Source organism: Aquamicrobium zhengzhouense, from assembly GCF_016124105.1.
GTDB lineage: Bacteria > Pseudomonadota > Alphaproteobacteria > Rhizobiales > Rhizobiaceae > Aerobium > Aerobium zhengzhouense.
Genome location: NZ_JADGMQ010000020.1, coordinates 44001 through 60726, shown reverse-complemented (window position 1 = coordinate 60726; position 16726 = coordinate 44001). Strand labels below are relative to the sequence as shown.

The following is a 16726-nucleotide window of genomic DNA, read 5'->3' as shown; positions in this document are numbered from 1 at the left end:
TGTGGGAGACGGATTCGGCGCGGTATGCTGGCCTTTCGAAAGGCTTGCAGATCCAGCGTTTCAGGCGATTCTGGAGAACAATTGGCTGGGGAACCTGGAAGCCCAGCTAGACCGCCACAGCACCCTCACGAAGAAGCGACCAAACCAAAAAGGTCTCCGGTAGATCGGGCAGAGGCATGGACGCTCCATGGGAACTGTATTCATGAAGGTCCATCGCCTGAGGCGCGTTGGGAGCCTCGCTTCCCTGATGAGGCGAAGTGGGACACTAAAACCGGCCTAGGCGTCGAGGTTGGTATAAACGTGGTATAAAACTCGGGGAGGCATCGAAAGCGTGGCGTCGCGGGACTTGATGCCCGCTCATTAAAGCCTTGCGTTGTATGGATTTAATGGCGCGCCCGAAAGGATTCGAACCTCTGACCCCCAGATTCGTAGTCTGGTGCTCTATCCAGCTGAGCTACGGGCGCGCATGGCGTGGTGTGAAACCAACCCCGGAACGTGTTGGCCGCGAGGCCGTCGTCGTTCGTGAGGGGTAACTACTCAACCGCTTCGGGAATTGCAAGCCGCCTTTGCAAAAGATTTTGGATTTTTTCGTGGACGGGGGATAACTCCCGAAAAAATCGGGTCAGGCGCCGCGGCGCAAGGCGGCGCGGGCCGGGTCGAGCTCCGCAGACTGGTCCGGGATGCTGACGGCAAACAAGGTGCGTCCGCCGCGGCTCTCGACAAGGTCGATCGCTCCGCCGTGGAGTCGAGCCAGTTCCTGCGCGATTGCGAGGCCGAGGCCAGTGCCGCCACTGCGCGCCGAGCCGATGAAGGGCAGGAAGAGATTCTCCCGCGCCTTGGGAGGAAGGCCGGGCCCGGTATCCTCAACAAGGATGCGGCAGACCGAGCCGGTACGCTCTGCGCTGATCGACAGCCGCTTGATGATCGCACTGTCACGATCCGCCAGCATTGCCTGCACTGCGTTGCGGGAGAGATTCGACAGGATGCGGAAAAGCTGTTCCGAATCGGCATCGATCTCGAACTCCGCCGCCACGTTGTTGACGAGTTCGATGTCGGTACCAATGTCCAGGCCGAGAAATTCGTGCACCTCCTCGACAACCTGGCGCAATCGCAGCTTACGGCGCCTGGGCGGGGCCTCCTGGGTGCGCCCGTAGGAAAGAACGCCTTCTGTGTACGACACTGCCCGGTCGATGGCCCTGAGGAGCCTCGGCACCAAATTTTGGGCGACCGGATCCTTGATGGTCGTCAGTCGGTCTGAAATGAGTTGCGCGGCGGCAAGCGTGTTGCGCATGTCGTGATTGATCTTGGAGACGGCCAGGCCAAGGTTCGCCAGATGATTTTGCTCGGCGAGGGTTCGCTGAAGTTGCGCCTGCATGGACGCCAGTTCCCGTTCGGCTACCCCGATCTCGTCGTCACGAAGGCTTGGGCGGATGATGTGTAGGGGGTCGTCGGGCGAGCGGGCAAAATCCAGCATCGACCGCGTCATCTTGCGAATCGGGCGGATCATCATGCGGTTGATCGCCCAGAAGACGAGCATCGCCGTCACCAGCGGGATCATCAGCGATACGACGGCGACGTTGCGGGCGTGCAGCAGCATCCCCTTGCGCAATTCGGCCTCGCCGATCAGGAGTTCGAACTCCTTGTCGCTGCCGCCAACGGGGCCGAAGACGCGCAGGACGCGGTCGCCGCCGAACAGCAGCGTGTCCAGCCCCCGCTGAAGTGCCTGCGGTGTCGACAGGTGGGCAAGATCGATATGGACATCGACCTGAGGTGGAACTTCCGTCACGACGAGAAGCTTTGAGGAGCCTTCATCGCGCACGGCGACTGCCTTCGCGCCGAGAGCGATCAGAACATCGTCCTGCACCTCGCGTGACAGGCTGCCCGGCTCACTTTCCATCAGGACAATGCCGACCGCGGCGGCGGTCGCCAGCCTGTCCTCGAGCCAGCGCACGCGGTAATTGGAGACGGAGGGTACGAAGATGAAGATTTCCGCGAGCATCACGAACAGGATTGTGATGACAAGCAGCTTAGTCGACAGGCCGCGCGAAAGCGGAACCTGACTTCCGGCGGAGAAGGCGGTGTCGTCCTTGTCGGTACTGGCTGCCGTCAACCCATCCTCCGCAATGCAAAGCGATCAGGCGCGATATAGGGGCGGTCCTGTCAGAGCAAAATAGTCGAGAGGCAGAGGTTAGGCCACCTGTCCTGCAATCTCGTCTGATATGCGGAGATTTGATCTATGCGCTTCAAGGTTCTGGCTGTGCAAAGATTGACTCAATGCGTCTGCATCCCTATAAGCCGCGCACGCTCGGGCCTTGGTTCCGTCGCGCTTTGTCATGCGTGCATGGCGAAGTGTTGGCTGCCATAACGAGCGACGCTCCTGCTCATAAAGAGTCAGAATGAAGAAGGGCCGCACACCGCGGTATTAAAATAAATGAAGCGCACCTACCAACCCTCCAAGCTTGTTCGCAAGCGTCGTCACGGTTTCCGTGCCCGTATGGCCACCAATGGCGGTCGTGCGGTGATTGCTGCTCGCCGCAACCGCGGTCGCAAGCGTCTGTCCGCCTGATTTGTCGGAAGGCCGAGCACCCGTGGCGCGGCCTGTCGGCAAGGGGCCGGATCGTCTCAAGAAGCGCAAGCAGTTTCTGGCTGTCCGGCGGGGCGAAAAGCGCCGCGGACGGCTGTTTCTGCTTGAGGTTCTTGATCGCGAGGATGATCTGCCGCCCCGTTACGGCCTGACCGTGACCAAGAAGGTCGGCAATGCGGTGGTTCGAAACCGCATACGCAGGCGGCTCAGGGAGGCCGTTCGCGTTTTTGCCGCTGATGACATGAAGGCCGGCAATGACTATGTGATCGTCGGGCGTCAGGATGCGCTCGGCGCCACTTTCGATGAATTGACCCGGGAACTGTCCCGCAGAATTCGCGGCGCGCGGTAAGGAACCGATGGAAAACAATCGCAATTTCTTCATCACGATCGCGCTTTCGGTGGCGATCCTGGTCCTGTGGCAGGTGTTCTATATGAACCCCCGCATCGAGGCGCAGCGCGAGGTCGCGCGCGTCGAGCAGGAGCAGACACAGACCCAGGCGCCTCAGCTCGATGGAGCTCCTACGCCCGGCGCAGCCAATGATGTTCCTGGTCAGACCCCGGCGGTCGTCCCGGGCGCAGGCGCACCTCAGGCGGCAGCAACCCGCGAAGCGGCCATTGCTGCAAGCAGTCGTGTCGAGATCGATACCCCCCGTATTGCTGGCTCGATCAACCTGACGGGCGGTCGCATTGATGACCTGATCCTCAAGGATTACCGCGTTACGGTTGAGCCAGGATCCGATAATATCGAGCTTCTCAATCCGTCGGCCCGCCCGGATGGGTATTTCGCCGAAGTCGGCTTCGTCGGAAATGCGGAGACCGGCGAGGTCCCGGGGCCTTCAACTGTCTGGACGCTCGAGGGCGAGCAGAAGCTGACTCCGTCGACTCCGGTGAAGCTGACCTTCACCAACGATCGTGGTCTGACCTTCACGCGTACGATTGCCGTTGACGGCAATTACATGTTCACGATCTCCGACAGCGTTGCCAATGCCGGCGAGGCGGCAGTCTCCCTGTCGGGCTATGGCCGTATTGCACGCATCGGGACGCCGGCGACCGAAGGGTTCTTCATTCTGCATGAAGGCCTGATCGGCGTTACCGGAACCGAGGGCCTGCAGGAGATCGACTATTCCGATCTTGCTGAGAAGCGCCAGATTCAGCCCGGAAAATCCGAGGATGGCTGGCTTGGCATCACGGACAAATATTGGGCGGTCGCCATGGTGCCGTCCGGAGCTCAGCCGTTCCAGCCGCGCTACGCCTATTTCGATGATGGCGGCATCCGCTATCAGGCAGACTATCTGACCGATCCTATCGTCGTGTCGCCAGGCCAGGCCCATACGCTTGAGACCATGGTTTTCGCCGGCGCCAAGGAAACCGCCAAGATCGACGCCTATGAAGAAGAGCGCGGCATCCGCCAGTTCGACCTTCTGATCGACTGGGGCTGGTTCTACTTCATCACGAAGCCGATGTTCTACGTCATCGACTTCCTGTTCCATGCACTTGGCAATTTCGGTCTCGCGATCCTCGCGACCACCGTTATCGTCAAGGCGATCTTCTTCCCGCTTGCCAACAAGTCTTACAAGTCGATGGCAAACATGAAGAAGGTGCAGCCGCAGCTTCTGGAAATCCGCGAGCGTTATGCCGATGACCGGATGAAGCAGCAGCAGGCGATGATGGAGCTGTACAAGACCGAGAAGATCAATCCGCTGGCCGGCTGCTGGCCGGTGCTGATCCAGATCCCGGTGTTCTTCGCACTTTACAAGGTGCTGTACGTCACCATTGAAATGCGCCACGCGCCGTTCTTTGGCTGGATCAAGGATCTGTCGGCACCGGATCCGACTTCGCTGTTCAACCTGTTCGGCCTGCTGCCGTACGACGTGCCTGCCTTCTTGCTGATCGGTGTTTGGCCAATCCTCATGGGCATCACGATGTTCCTGCAGATGCGCATGAATCCGACGCCTCCGGATCCGACCCAGGCGATGATCTTCAACTGGATGCCGGTCGTGTTCACCTTCATGCTGGCATCGTTCCCGGCTGGTCTCGTCATCTACTGGGCGTGGAACAACCTGCTCTCGATCACGCAACAGGGCATCATCATGAAGCGCCAGGGTGCCAGGATCGAGCTTTGGGACAACCTTATCGGCTTGTTCAAGAAAAAGCCGAAGCCGGCGGAATAAGACGCCGAAATCTGATTGAAGAAGGCTCGCCTCGCGCGGGCCTTCTTTGTTTTTGTATCCGGATCAGCTAAGGAACCGCGACACTTAAGGAGCAAGCAATGAGCGAAGCACAGCAGGGAGTAACCGCGGGTCTGTTCACGCGCCCGTGGGTATTCATCCGCGGCGTTCCCTCAATGAAGTTCCTCCCGCCTGAGGGGCCGCCGGAAATCGCCTTCGCGGGACGTTCAAATGTGGGTAAATCATCGCTGATCAATGCGTTGGTGGGCCGCAAGGGGCTGGCTCGCACGTCGAATACGCCGGGCCGCACGCAGGAACTGAATTATTTCGTGCCGGACGGCTACTCGGGCGCGGCTGGCGATCTGCCGCCGATGGCTTTGGTCGATATGCCCGGTTACGGCTATGCGCAGGCGCCGAAATCCCAGGTGGACGCCTGGACCGACCTGGTCTTCGATTATCTGAAGGGCAGGGTGACGCTAAAGCGCGTCTACGTCCTGATCGACTCCCGCCACGGCATCAAGAAGAATGACGAGGATGTTCTTACCCTCCTCGACAAAGCTGCGGTCTCCTATCAGATCGTCCTGACCAAGATTGACAAGATCAAGGCTGCCGGCGTGCCTCGCCTGATGGCGGAGACTCAGGAAAAGATACGCAAGCGGCCAGCAGCTTTTCCGGTTTTGATCGCGACCTCGTCGGAAAAGGCGGAGGGGATAGACGAGTTGCGAGAGGCGATTGCGCTTGTCGTCAATGGTGGTTGAGCCTAGCGCCGGAAAAATCCCTAAATCAGTGGATGTATGCGAAGGGCGCTAGGAAGACGGGCGTTCAGGCGCTAGGAGAAGCCGATCAGGGTCGAACGTGGGGACCTTCCTCGAAGGGCGTTCAGGCGGGCGGCCATGACCATGTCGCCCAATTTTATCGCAGTAAAACCGGTGTGCGCGAAAGAAAGTCATCCGATTGCCGGGTGCTGGAAATTCGCATAGGTTCGCTGAAAGATAAAAACGGACGTTTTTTGAATCCGTGCCAGCCAGAGGTGGTCAAATGCCAAGCTTTTCCAAAGGTTCTAGTGTGATGCCGATTTCCCGGCGTCGTCTGCTGCAGGGCGTAGGGGCGGGTGCCGCACTCAGCCTCGCAGGGCTTCCGACGCGCCTGTTCGCGCAGGAGAAGATCAAGGTCGCTGCCGTCTACACCGTGCCGTTCGAGCAGCAGTGGGTCAGCCGTCTCCATCTTGCGGCTAACGCTGCCAAGGAAGCTGGCGAAATCGAATATGTCGCGACCGAAAACGTTTCGAACACCGACTATGAGCGCGTCATGCGCGAATATGCCGAGCAGGGCTATCAGTTGATCCTTGGCGAGGTCTTCGGCGTCGAAGATGAGGCGCGCGCAGTGGCAGCCGACTATCCGGAAGTCGCCTTCCTGATGGGCTCGTCATTCCCGGCCGACGATGCAGTGCCGAACTTCGCGCCTTTCGACAACTACATCCAGGATGCGTCCTACCTCTCCGGTCTCGTTGCCGGCGCAATGACCAAGACCAAGAATATCGGCCTTGTCGGCGGCTTCCCGATCCCGGAAGTGAACCGCCTGATGCATGCCTTCATGCAGGGCGTTCGCGAGACGGCTGGCGACGACACCAAGTTCCAGGTTGCCTTCATCGGCTCGTGGTTCGATCCTCCGAAGGCAAAGGAAACGGCATTCGCGCAGATCGATGCTGGCGCTGATATTCTGTACGCTGAGCGTTTCGGCGTCTCTGACGCTGCCAAGGAGCGCGGCGTTCTGGCGATCGGCAACGTTATCGATACGCAGTCGGAATATCCCGAGACGGTCGTTGCGACCGCGCTGTGGGACTTCAAGCCGACGCTCGACAAGGCCCTTTCCGAAATTCGCGCCGGCACCTTCAAGGCTGCCGATTACGGCGTCTACTCGTTCATGAAGGAAGGCGGCTGCGCGCTCGCACCGCTCGGAACCTTCGAGGACAAGGTTCCGGATGAGGTGAAGAAGCTGGTCGCCGAGAAGGAAGAGGCGATCCGTTCCGGTAATCTGGTGGTCGAGATCAACGACACCGAACCGAAGTCGAGCTGATACATCACTCTGCCTCCCCGACGGGAGGCAGAATTTCATGGGGCAGGTGGAGGAAACACCCTTCTGCCTGCCCTGTCCTTGACGGGCAGCCTCTGCTGTCGACACATCTGCGGACTCATGGCTGAAACGGTTCTGCGCCTTACCAACATCACCAAGCGGTTCGGCCCGCTTGTGGCTAATGATTCCATCTCACTGGAGTTGCAGGAAGGCGAAGTCATCGCGCTTCTGGGTGAGAATGGGGCTGGCAAGACAACGCTGATGAACATCCTCTTCGGTCATTATGTGGCTGACGAGGGAAGCGTCGAAGCGTTCGGCAAGGTTCTGCCCGCCGGAGATCCGCGGGCCGCACTTGATGCCGGCATCGGGATGGTCCACCAGCACTTCACGCTGGCCGACAATATGACTGTCCTCGAAAATATCGCGCTCGGCACTCAGAGCGCCTGGTCGTGGAAGCTGGATCGCTCTGCAGCCCGTGCACGCATTCGCCAGCTTTCGACAGATTTCGGTCTCGCAGTAGATCCCGATCGCATAGTGGCTCAGCTGTCAGTTGGCGAGCGCCAGCGGGTGGAGATCCTAAAGGCGCTCTACCGTAATGCGCGCATCCTGATCCTGGACGAACCTACCGCGGTCCTCACGCCGCTCGAGGCGGACGCGCTGTTTGCGACTCTGAAGATGCTCGTCGCCGAAGGCATGTCGGTCATCTTCATCTCCCACAAGCTGCATGAGGTGATGGCGGTAAGCAACCGCGTACTCGTCTTGCGCGGTGGCAAGATGGTCGGCGGCCGCGACACGGCAGGCGCGACGCGTCAGGAACTGGCCGCGCTGATGGTTGGCCAGGAGGTCTCCTTTCCTCCCGTTGAGGCAATGCCGCGCGGTCCCGAACTGTTCTCTCTGGAGAATGTCTCCACTGCGCCGCGTGCTGGCGGAAGTCCGCTCCAGGACGTCTCGATTGCGCTACATGGTGGCGTGATCACCGGTCTGGCCGGTGTTTCAGGTAACGGGCAGGCGGCACTCGCGGCCTTGCTGTCAGGTACGGAAAAGCCGGTTGCTGGGTCCATTCGCACTGGTGGCGCAACCGTTTCAAGCTGGTCGCCGCGTGAAGCTGTGGCGAAGGGCATCGCGCGCGTCCCCGAAGATCGCCATGCCGTAGGTTCGATCGGCGACATGTCGGTGACGGAGAACGTGATTTCCGAGCGCTATCGCTCCCGCCGTTTCAGCCGCCACGGCATCATGGACTGGAAAGCGGCCCGTGCCTTCGCCGAAGAACTGATTCGCGACTACGACGTCAAATGCCCGTCACCGGAGGCGCGTATCCGCCTTCTGTCAGGCGGTAACATGCAAAAATTGATCCTCGGCCGTGCACTTGACCCCGACCCCGTTGTCATTCTCGCCAACCAGCCGACGCGTGGTCTCGATGTTGGTGCCGTCGCCTATGTTCACAAGCGCCTGCTTGAGGCGCGTGCAAGAGGCGCTGCGATCCTTCTGATCTCCGAAGATCTGGATGAAATCTTGCGCCTCTCGGATGAGGTCAGGGTCATTTACAAGGGCAAGCTGTCCTCGGCCTCCCTGCGCGGCGAACGCAGCGTCCGCGAGATCGGTGAATTGATGGCCGGTCATTCGGTTGGGGAGGCTGCTTGATGCTAGCCAGTATCGCTCTGCAACGCCTTGCGTTGCCGGTTTGTATTTCAGCTTCGAGGCCACACCATGCGGCTTGAGCCCAAACCAGCACCGACGCTGATCGAGACAATTGCCTATCCTCTCGGCGCGGTGGCGGTAACCTTCATCCTCGCTTCCCTGCTGGTCCTTGCCGCAGGCGCATCGCCATTTTCGGTCTTTGCGCTCGTCGTGAAGGGTGCGGCGGGGTCACGTTTTGCAATCATGGAGACGCTGACTCGGGCAACGCCGTTGATCTTCACCGGCCTTGCGGTTGCGGTGGCCTTCCGCGCCAAGCTCTGGAACATCGGTGCCGAAGCGCAGCTTTACGCGGGTGCGCTGATTACTGTGGTGCTCGCGACTGGCGCGCTGCCGCTGCCAGCGCCGATACTCATCCCGATCCTGATGATTGCGGCGATGCTGGCGGGCGGTCTGTTGCTGCTTGGGCCCGCTGTTCTGAAGACGCGGCTTGGTGTCGACGAGGTCGTGACGACGCTCCTCATCAACTTCATCATGCTCCTGTTTGTGTCGATGCTGCTTGAAGGCGTTCTGAAAGACCCGATGGGAATGGGCTGGCCTCGCTCGCCGAAGATCATAGCTGACGCACAATTGCCGAAGCTGATCGCGCGCACGCGCCTGCATCTTGGTTTCCTGATTGCGATCGTTGCTGCCTTCATCGTCTGGATCATCATTAAGAAGACGACGCTTGGATATGAAATGCGCGCAGTCGGCCACAATCCGGAGGCTGCGCGGTTTGCTGGCATCCCGGTCAACCGCGTCCTGATGAAGACGGCGCTTTTGTCGGGCGGTCTGGCGGCGCTTGGCGGCTTCTCAGAAGTCGCGGGCCTGAAAAACAACCTGACGCTCGATCTGTCTCCGGGCTTTGGCTACACCGGCATCGTTGTTGCGATGTTGGCGATGCTGAACCCGCTTGGCGTCGTGCTCGCGGCGGTCTTCGTTGCCGGCATTTTCGTCGGCGCAGATGCGATGAGCCGCACCGCCGGCGTTCCCTCCTATATCGCCGACGTGATGGTCGCCACCGCGCTGCTCACCATGGTCGTTGCGATCATGATGACACGGTTCAGGGTGAGGTGGCGGTGATGACAATGATGTTTTCGTTGGCCGCCCCCACGTTGGCCGCCCCCCCGTTGGCCGCCCCCACGATGGCCGCCCCCACGATGGCCGCCCCCTCCGGCGCTTCGCGCCACCTCCCCCGTGAACGGGGGAGGATCAGCAGCGGCAACGTCGGATCCACCCGTGCGAAGCGGGGGAGGCGCCAGGCAAGCGGGATCGGTGACTTCGGATCCTCCCCATCGAAGCGGGGGAGGGGGACCATGCGCAGCATGGTGGAGGGGGCCTCGCTATGATCGAAGCCTTCGATATCCTTCTCACAGCATCCTTCTGGGTTGCCGCTATCCGCATCGCCTCGCCGCTGATCTTTGCGACGATGGGCGAACTTATCTGCGAGCGTGCGGGCGTGTTGAACCTCGGCATCGAGGGCATCATGGTTGCGGGGGCGTTTTCGGGCTGGGTGACCGTCTATCTTGGCGGTGATCTCTGGTTCGGCGTCATGGTCGCCGCGTTAGCTGGCGCTGCCTTCGGTCTTCTGCATGCGACGCTGACGGTGCCACTTGGCCTGTCGCAGCATGTTGTCGGCATCGGCATCACGCTTCTCGCAACGAGCCTTTCCTACTTCACCTATCGACTGGTGCTGCCGGAAGTGACGTCGCCGCCGCGTATCGAGGCGTTTCAGCCGCTGCCGATTCCGGTTCTGTCCGAGATCCCGATCATTGGACCGGCGCTCTTCAACCAGACGCCGCTGACCTATCTTGCCTTCGTCACCGTCGCGCTCGTCGCGTGGGTGCTCTATCGCACCCCGCTTGGCCTTGCCGTGCGGGCAGCGGGTGAAAACCCGTCGGCTGTCGAAGCCCAAGGCATCAGCGTCACCGCGATCCGTATGGGCGCAGTGATGGTTGGCAGCGCCCTGATGGCGGTTGGCGGCGCGTTCCTGACCATGTCCGCCTTCAACTCGTTCTTCTTCGAGATGATCAACGGCCGTGGCTGGATCTGCATCGCGCTCGTCGTCTTCGGCTCGTGGCGTCCGGGCAAGGCGCTTCTGGGCGCGATTCTCTTTGCCGCATTCGATGCCTATCAGGTTCGTTTGCAGCAGCTGACAGGTGGCGCAGTGCCTTACCAGCTGTTCCTGATGATGCCGTTCGTGTTGTCGATCCTTGCGCTGATTGTCATGTCGCGCCGGGCCTCCTATCCGAAGGCGCTAATGATCCCCTACCAGAAAGGCGAAAGATGAGCTTCGACCTGATCGTCAAGAACGGTGTGCTGCCGGATGGCCGCACCGCCGACATAGCTATTTCCGGCGACAAGATCGCCGCGATCGAACCGAAGATCGAAGCCGAGGCCGGCCGCGTCATCGACGCCGAAGGCTCGCTGGTTTCGCCGCCTTTCGTCGATCCGCACTTTCATATGGATGCGACGCTGAGCTACGGCATTCCGCGCATCAACGCGTCGGGCACGCTTCTGGAAGGCATTGCGCTCTGGGGAGAGCTGAAGCCGCTTCTGACGCATGAGGCCGTGAAGCAGCGCGCGCTGGATTATTGCGACTGGGCCGTCTCGATGGGCCTTCTCGCCATTCGCACGCATGTCGACACCTGCGATGACCGTTTGCTGGCGCTCGAAGCGCTGCTCGAGGTCAAGAAGGAAGTCGCGCCCTATCTTGATCTGCAACTGGTCGCCTTCCCGCAGGACGGCCTCTATCGCGACCCGACCGCGCGCGAAAACACGATCCGTGCGCTCGACATGGGCGCGGACGTCGTCGGCGGCATTCCGCATTTCGAACGCACGATGGAAGATGGCCGTCGCTCGGTGACGGAACTTTGCGAGATCGCAGCCGCACGCGGCAAGATGATCGATCTGCACTGCGACGAAACCGACGATCCGATGTCGCGCCACATCGAACAGCTGGTTTACGAGACGCAGCGCCTTGGGCTTCAGGGCCGCTCCAACGGCTCGCACCTGACCTCGATGCATTCGATGGACAATTATTACGTCTCGAAGCTTCTACCGATGATGGCGGAAGCGCAGGTCTCGGCGATCGCTAACCCGCTGATCAACATCGTCATCCAGGGCCGTCACGACACCTATCCAAAGCGCCGGGGCATGACCCGCGTGCCGGAGATGCTCAAGTATGGCATCCGCGTCGGCTTCGGTCAGGATTGCGTGCTCGACCCATGGTACTCGCTCGGCAATGGCGACATGCTCGACGTTGCGTTCATGGGCCTGCATGTCGGGCAGATGACGCATCCGGACGATATGCGCAAATGCTTCGACATCGTGACCCGTGAGAACGCGGCGGTCATGAACCTTGAAGGTTATGGCCTTGAGGTCGGCAAGACGGCGAGCCTCGTCGTGCTCGACGCCAATGACACGATCGAGGCGATCCGCCTGCGCGCCGAACGCATTGCTGTTGTCTCGAAGGGCAATGTGGTGGCCGAGCGTCCGCGCCGCGACACCAAGCTGAACCTGCCGGGCCGCCCCGTGCACGTCAATCGCCGTCACACGATGCCGAACTAAGGCAGCTTACCTGCCAAGCACGAGCGCCCAATAGCGGCGCTCGCCGCTGGCATCGTAGGTATAGGCAAGGCCGAACTTGCCGAATGCCGGGTTGAGCATGTTGTTGCGATGGCCGGTCGATGCCATCCACATGTCAAACAGCTTCTCCATGCCAAAGCGGCCGACAGCAAGATTTTCTGCGGCCGCGCCCTTGATGCCGTTGTTCTTGACGCGTGAAGCGAAGTCACGGCCAGGGCCGGTCGTGTGATCCATCTTGCCCGCTTGCGCCATGAAGGCGGATTGTTCGAGCGCCGCGCGTTCGAGCGTGCGATCCGGTGACATCAACGGCAGGCCGTACTGCTCGCGGATGCGGCGCAGGAAGGGCGTACCTTCTGACGACGCACCACTGCTTGAACCAGTCGGCGTCTGCATCGTGCCGCAGCCGGCCAGGCCGAGCAGTAGGGTTGCACCGACACCGGTAAGGACGAAGCGGCGATCAAGCGCGATCGGTGTGGAGGTTTGGCTGTCGAGAATTGTCATGCGCGAGACACTAATGGGGAAGATGGCAATTCGCGGGCGGACGGTGTGCGCAAGTGCAACCAATTCCTGCAGCCGTCATTTTCCTGACAGACTGACCTTGTCTCCAAGGGGAATTGTGATGTTCCGCAAATTGATTGCTCCCGCTCTGCTCGTTTTTCTTGCCGGTTGCGTGACCGCTGAAGAGCAGCGCGCCATGGATGAGGAAACCTGCCGTTCCTATGGCTTCAGCAAACGAAATGACGCCATGGCCGAGTGCCTGTTGCGGCTGGAATTGGATCGCCGCGCCGAACGGCGCGCGAGCTACGCCTCGCTGGAATATAGCCGCCCTTGGGTCGTGTACCAGCCAGTGCCGGTGCCCGTCAGGTGGGACCGCAAATGATCAGGGCCAGTCGGCAAAGCCCGGTGCGGGGGTCTTGCGGCCCTCTTGCTGGAGGTTGGCAGCGATCTTTCGATAGCGCCCTGGCGGCATCCCGATCATGCGTTTGAAGAAGCTGGAAAAATGCGCCGGATCCTGAAAGCCCAGCGCATGACCAAGTTGCTCTATCGTCAGCGAGGATCGCTCAAGCCGCAGGGCCGCCTCATGTGCCAGTCTTTCGGAGATGAGCGCCTTGGGCGACTTGCCGATTTCCGAGGTGCAGATTGCGTGGAGACGATCAGCGGAAATCCCAAGTGAGGCGGCATAGCGCGATACCGGCCAATGGCTGCGAAAATTCATCTCCACCAGCTGGCGGAACCTGCGCAAGATTCCTGACCGCGCGCCGCTTCCCGACGCGGCTGCGTCCTCGCCGCCGGTAATCCGCAGCATGGAGACGAGCATGATGCGCAAGAACGCTGACAGGAGGAGCGGCGAGCCGTCCATCGGTTGCCGCAACTCCCGCAATATGCCGTTACAGCAGCGTTCCAGCGTGGCAGCATGGTCTTCATGGCGGGCAAGCGAGAGCGAAAAGCTTCTGTCGGCAAGCTGATGCAGGCTGACGGACTCCGCCTGATCGCCGATTGCCGCGATCACCAGCGGTTCCGAGGCCCAGCAGCGATAGCCCGTCGCTCCAGCATCCACGCGCAGTTTGCCCGCGGAAAGTGAGCCGATCCAGACGCAAGCAGGTGCGGCAATAGAAAAGCGATGCTGCTCGCTTTCCGCTTCTCCATCTCCGTCGGTCAGAAGAAGAAACTGTCGACCGGATGAATCTGCTTGCCTGTTAAAGGACCAGATTCTTGGATGGAGGCTGCTTTCAACCCGCTCTGCTTTCAATCTTCACCGCCATTTGTCGGAAATACCACGCTGACTGCTTATGCAGTGCGCCGAGATTCCTATGGCGGACGCCAGATTTTTACAAGAGATCGCCAGATTTATCCATATCGGACGTGCTTTCCTTGTTGTTTGCTCCTAAAGGTTGGAGCTCGCCTACTGAGGAGATGGCGAGCACTGGGCTGGAGGCCCGGTAGGGGAGGCAAGTTTGAACAAGGCCGTGCGCGACACGACCACGACCATCAATTTGGCGGGAAGCTGGAAAGCCTCGACTGTCGCCGAGGCGAAGCATGCGGCCAATGTCGCTGCCTCTTCTTTCCCGCGCTGGTCCCGGACCGCTCCCGAGCAACGGCGGTATATCCTGGAAAAGGCCGCCGATCTTCTCCTCGCCCATCGCGATGATTTCGTCAGGCTCATTGCGGAAGAGACCGGCGGAACGGCCGCCTGGAGTGATCTCAATCTGAAGCTTGGCGCCTCGATTCTGCGTGAAGCCGGAGCAATGGCAACGCAGATCACCGGCGAGGTCGTTCCTGTAAACAAGCCGGAAGCGATTTCGATGGCACTGCGCCAGCCCTGTGGCGTCGTGTTGTCGATGGCCCCGTGGAATGCACCGATCGTCCTGGCGACGCGGGCACTCGCATGGCCACTTGCTTGCGGCAACACGGTCGTCTTCAAGGCATCCGAACTTTGCCCGCAGACACATGAGCTGATTGCGCAGGTTTTGTACGAAGCCGGTTTGCCTCAAGGTGTGGTTGGCGTCATCCATAATGAAATCGACCACGCCGAGGAAATCGTCGAGGCGCTGATCGCTCATCCCGCCGTGCGGCGCGTGAATTTCACCGGCTCCACCCGGGCAGGCAAGGTCATCGCATCTATCTGCGCACAGCACCTCAAGCGCTCCTTGCTTGAGCTGGGTGGGAAGGCGCCGCTGATTGTTCTCGATGATGCAGACACGGACGAGGCGGTTGCCGCTGCCGCCTATGGTGCGTTCTTCCATCAGGGCCAGATCTGCATCTCGACCGAGCGCCTAATTGTTCACGAAGACCTCGCGGATGACTTCATTGACGCGATGAAGGCTCGTGCGGAGCGCATGACTGTCGGCGATCCGGACAAGCCGGAAAGCCGCATCGGGCCGATGATTTCCGAGCAGGCAGCAGCACGCGTACGTGGTTTGATCGATGATGCGGTGACGAAAGGCGCACGCCTCGTCGCGGGCGGGCGGCACGAGGGCGCCTGGCTCGATGCCACCATTCTCGATGGCGTCACACCGAACATGCGGATTTATTACGAGGAGACGTTCGGCCCCGTCGCCTGCGTCATCCGGTATGCCGATATCGATGAAGCTGTCTCGATCGCAAATGACACGGAATACGGCCTCGCGGCTGCCGTCTTCGGACGGGATGTCGGCCGCGCGCTTGATGTGGCACGGCGGCTTGAAACCGGAATTTGCCACATCAACGGGACGACAATCTATGACGAGCCGCAGATGCCCTTTGGGGGCGTCAAGGCATCGGGATGGGGCCGGTTTGGCGGCCGCGCCGGCATCGATGAGTTCACCGAGCTTCGGTGGATCACCATTCAGAGCGGGAAACAGGATTACCCGATCTGACGCATACCCGCGGGGGATACCGCAATCGTGACTATTCAAAGGGAGGTTATGACATGTTGAGAAGAACATTCATTGCACTGGGCACATCGGTTGCCGTGGCAGCCTTGGGCGTTACCGGCGCCTATGCTCAGGAAGTCTTGAAGATCGGCGCCAGCGCGCCGAAGACCGGCCCGCTCGCAGGCGGCGGCGCAATGACCCACTGGCCGAACATCAAGCTCTGGGTTGACGAAGTCAACGCAGCTGGCGGCCTCGACATTGGCGGCATCAAGCACACGATCGAAGTCGTCGAATATGACGATCAGACCTCGGCTGAAACCGCGATCCAGAACATCCAGCGTCTGGCGACCGTCGACAAGGTTGACTTCATCGTTACCCCGTACTCGACCGGCATCAACGTTGCGACCGCGCCGATCATCGCGCAGTACGGTTTCCCGCACATCACCACCAGCGCGGCAACCGACGGCGTAGCCGAATTCGCTGCACGTTGGCCGAACTCGTTCTGGATGCTCGGCACCGCAACCCAGCTGGCAGAAGGGGCAGTCGCCTCACTGGTAAAGCTGCGCGACAAGGGTGACATCGGCAATAAGGTGGCTCTGGTTCACGTTGCCGACGCCTTCGGTCTTGAACTTGTCGGTGCAGCCAAGCCAGCGCTTGAAGCCGCGAATTTCGAGATCGTCTACGAAGCATCGTTCCCGCTCGGAACGCAGGATCTGGCTCCGGTGATCTCCGCTGCCAAGGCGGCTGCTCCGGACGCGTTCGTCGGCTTCTCCTATCCGGGCGAGACGTTCGCCCTGACAGAGCAGGCGCAGATCCAGAACCTTGAAGTCGGCGCGTTCTACACCGGTGTCGGCACGGCATTCCCGCCCTTCGCCGCTCGCTTCGGCAAGGCCGCTGAAGGCGTGATGGGCATTGGCGGCATCGACATCGATAACCCGAAGGTTGCCGACTACATCAAGCGTCACACTGAATCTGCTGGCACTGGCCCTGACTTCTGGGCGAGCGCGACGACCTATGCTGGTCTGCAGATCCTCGGCCAGGCTATCGAAGCCGCCGGAACCAAGGACCGCGCGGCTGTGATCGAAGCGATCAAGTCGGGCACCTTCGACACGGTAATTGGTGAGGTGAAGTTCGTCGACAACGTGAATCAGAACGTCTGGACCGTTGGCCAGTGGCGCGATGGCAACTTCGTTGCTGTTGCAGCTGATGGCATGTCGATCTCGGCCGAGCCGGTCAAGAAGAACGGCTGGGAATAAGCCGTAACCTAGCAGCTGAATCTTCCGGCG

At 60.6% G+C, this 16726-nt stretch carries 15 protein-coding genes and 1 tRNA gene; 12 read left to right on the top strand and 4 right to left on the bottom strand.

What is annotated here, in order from left to right; genetic code table 11:
- Nucleotides 1–387 precede the first annotated feature (387 nt).
- Together IOD40_RS18700 and IOD40_RS18695 are read right to left on the bottom strand one after the other, a co-directional pair.
- Nucleotides 388–464, bottom strand: a tRNA-Arg gene (locus tag IOD40_RS18700).
- Nucleotides 465–622: 158 nt separating this feature from the next.
- The gene (locus tag IOD40_RS18695) at nucleotides 623–2110 is read right to left on the bottom strand and encodes an ATP-binding protein (RefSeq protein WP_233714051.1); all 1488 of its coding nucleotides are present in this window, start codon (nucleotides 2108–2110) and stop codon (nucleotides 623–625) included.
- Between the two features lie 321 nt (nucleotides 2111–2431).
- On the opposite strand from IOD40_RS18695, the gene rpmH reads away from it, so the two are divergent.
- From rpmH to IOD40_RS18650, 9 genes are all read left to right on the top strand, one after another.
- Complete coding sequence (gene rpmH / locus IOD40_RS18690; protein WP_035029411.1) at nucleotides 2432–2566, top strand: 50S ribosomal protein L34; 135 nt, start codon at nucleotides 2432–2434, stop codon at nucleotides 2564–2566.
- Between the two features lie 22 nt (nucleotides 2567–2588).
- Nucleotides 2589–2933 carry a ribonuclease P protein component gene (gene rnpA, locus IOD40_RS18685; protein ID WP_325099773.1) on the top strand — a complete coding sequence of 115 codons (345 nt, stop codon included), beginning with the start codon at nucleotides 2589–2591 and terminating at the stop codon, nucleotides 2931–2933.
- A 7-nt stretch (nucleotides 2934–2940) separates the two neighbouring features.
- The gene (yidC, locus tag IOD40_RS18680; RefSeq protein WP_198478218.1) at nucleotides 2941–4755 is read left to right on the top strand and encodes a membrane protein insertase YidC; all 1815 of its coding nucleotides are present in this window, start codon (nucleotides 2941–2943) and stop codon (nucleotides 4753–4755) included.
- Between the two features lie 98 nt (nucleotides 4756–4853).
- Nucleotides 4854–5510, top strand: coding sequence for a ribosome biogenesis GTP-binding protein YihA/YsxC (gene yihA / locus IOD40_RS18675; RefSeq protein ID WP_198478217.1), 657 nt, complete (start codon nucleotides 4854–4856; stop codon nucleotides 5508–5510).
- Between the two features lie 310 nt (nucleotides 5511–5820).
- Nucleotides 5821–6828, top strand: coding sequence for a BMP family protein (locus IOD40_RS18670; protein ID WP_233714050.1), 1008 nt, complete (start codon nucleotides 5821–5823; stop codon nucleotides 6826–6828).
- Between the two features lie 117 nt (nucleotides 6829–6945).
- The gene (locus IOD40_RS18665; RefSeq protein WP_198478215.1) at nucleotides 6946–8466 is read left to right on the top strand and encodes an ABC transporter ATP-binding protein; all 1521 of its coding nucleotides are present in this window, start codon (nucleotides 6946–6948) and stop codon (nucleotides 8464–8466) included.
- 66 nt (nucleotides 8467–8532) lie between these two features.
- Nucleotides 8533–9582 (top strand): ABC transporter permease, encoded by a 1050-nt coding sequence (locus IOD40_RS18660; RefSeq protein ID WP_198478214.1) that lies wholly within the window; start codon nucleotides 8533–8535, stop codon nucleotides 9580–9582.
- 262 nt (nucleotides 9583–9844) lie between these two features.
- Nucleotides 9845–10789: an ABC transporter permease gene (locus IOD40_RS18655; RefSeq protein ID WP_198478213.1), complete on the top strand. Its 945-nt coding sequence runs from the start codon at nucleotides 9845–9847 to the stop codon at nucleotides 10787–10789.
- Nucleotides 10786–12069 (top strand): amidohydrolase family protein, encoded by a 1284-nt coding sequence (locus IOD40_RS18650; protein WP_198478212.1) that lies wholly within the window; start codon nucleotides 10786–10788, stop codon nucleotides 12067–12069. The genes IOD40_RS18655 and IOD40_RS18650 overlap by 4 nt, the downstream gene beginning before the upstream one ends.
- A gap of 6 nt (nucleotides 12070–12075) precedes the next feature.
- On the opposite strand, the gene IOD40_RS18645 is transcribed toward IOD40_RS18650, so the two are convergent.
- Nucleotides 12076–12588 (bottom strand): CAP domain-containing protein, encoded by a 513-nt coding sequence (locus IOD40_RS18645; protein WP_198478211.1) that lies wholly within the window; start codon nucleotides 12586–12588, stop codon nucleotides 12076–12078.
- A gap of 118 nt (nucleotides 12589–12706) precedes the next feature.
- Here IOD40_RS18645 and IOD40_RS18640 point away from each other — a divergent pair, with 118 nt between their 5' ends.
- Nucleotides 12707–12967, top strand: a complete 261-nt coding sequence (locus IOD40_RS18640) for a hypothetical protein (RefSeq protein WP_198478210.1) — start codon at nucleotides 12707–12709, stop codon at nucleotides 12965–12967.
- Here the strand turns inward: IOD40_RS18640 and IOD40_RS18635 are convergent, their stop codons facing one another.
- Nucleotides 12968–13837 (bottom strand): AraC family transcriptional regulator, encoded by an 870-nt coding sequence (locus IOD40_RS18635; protein ID WP_198478209.1) that lies wholly within the window; start codon nucleotides 13835–13837, stop codon nucleotides 12968–12970.
- Nucleotides 13838–14042: 205 nt separating this feature from the next.
- Here IOD40_RS18635 and IOD40_RS18630 point away from each other — a divergent pair, with 205 nt between their 5' ends.
- Both IOD40_RS18630 and IOD40_RS18625 read left to right on the top strand, forming a co-directional pair.
- Nucleotides 14043–15443, top strand: a complete 1401-nt coding sequence (locus IOD40_RS18630; protein ID WP_198478208.1) for an aldehyde dehydrogenase — start codon at nucleotides 14043–14045, stop codon at nucleotides 15441–15443.
- Nucleotides 15444–15496: 53 nt separating this feature from the next.
- Complete coding sequence (locus IOD40_RS18625; protein WP_198478207.1) at nucleotides 15497–16696, top strand: amino acid ABC transporter substrate-binding protein; 1200 nt, start codon at nucleotides 15497–15499, stop codon at nucleotides 16694–16696.
- Nucleotides 16697–16726 lie beyond the last annotated feature (30 nt).

Bases quoted from the DNA above. Each gene is read 5' to 3' on its own strand.
- IOD40_RS18650 (WP_198478212.1), top strand. From the start codon at position 10,786: ATGAGCTTCGACCTGATCGTCAAGAACGGTGTGCTGCCGGATGGCCGC.
- yidC (WP_198478218.1), top strand. From the start codon at position 2,941: ATGGAAAACAATCGCAATTTCTTCATCACGATCGCGCTTTCGGTGGCG.
- IOD40_RS18665 (WP_198478215.1), top strand. From the start codon at position 6,946: ATGGCTGAAACGGTTCTGCGCCTTACCAACATCACCAAGCGGTTCGGC.
- IOD40_RS18670 (WP_233714050.1), top strand. From the start codon at position 5,821: ATGCCGATTTCCCGGCGTCGTCTGCTGCAGGGCGTAGGGGCGGGTGCC.
- yihA (WP_198478217.1), top strand. From the start codon at position 4,854: ATGAGCGAAGCACAGCAGGGAGTAACCGCGGGTCTGTTCACGCGCCCG.
- rpmH (WP_035029411.1), top strand. From the start codon at position 2,432: ATGAAGCGCACCTACCAACCCTCCAAGCTTGTTCGCAAGCGTCGTCAC.
- IOD40_RS18640 (WP_198478210.1), top strand. From the start codon at position 12,707: ATGTTCCGCAAATTGATTGCTCCCGCTCTGCTCGTTTTTCTTGCCGGT.
- IOD40_RS18655 (WP_198478213.1), top strand. From the start codon at position 9,845: ATGATCGAAGCCTTCGATATCCTTCTCACAGCATCCTTCTGGGTTGCC.
- IOD40_RS18660 (WP_198478214.1), top strand. From the start codon at position 8,533: ATGCGGCTTGAGCCCAAACCAGCACCGACGCTGATCGAGACAATTGCC.
- IOD40_RS18625 (WP_198478207.1), top strand. From the start codon at position 15,497: ATGTTGAGAAGAACATTCATTGCACTGGGCACATCGGTTGCCGTGGCA.
- IOD40_RS18645 (WP_198478211.1), bottom strand. From the start codon at position 12,588: ATGACAATTCTCGACAGCCAAACCTCCACACCGATCGCGCTTGATCGC.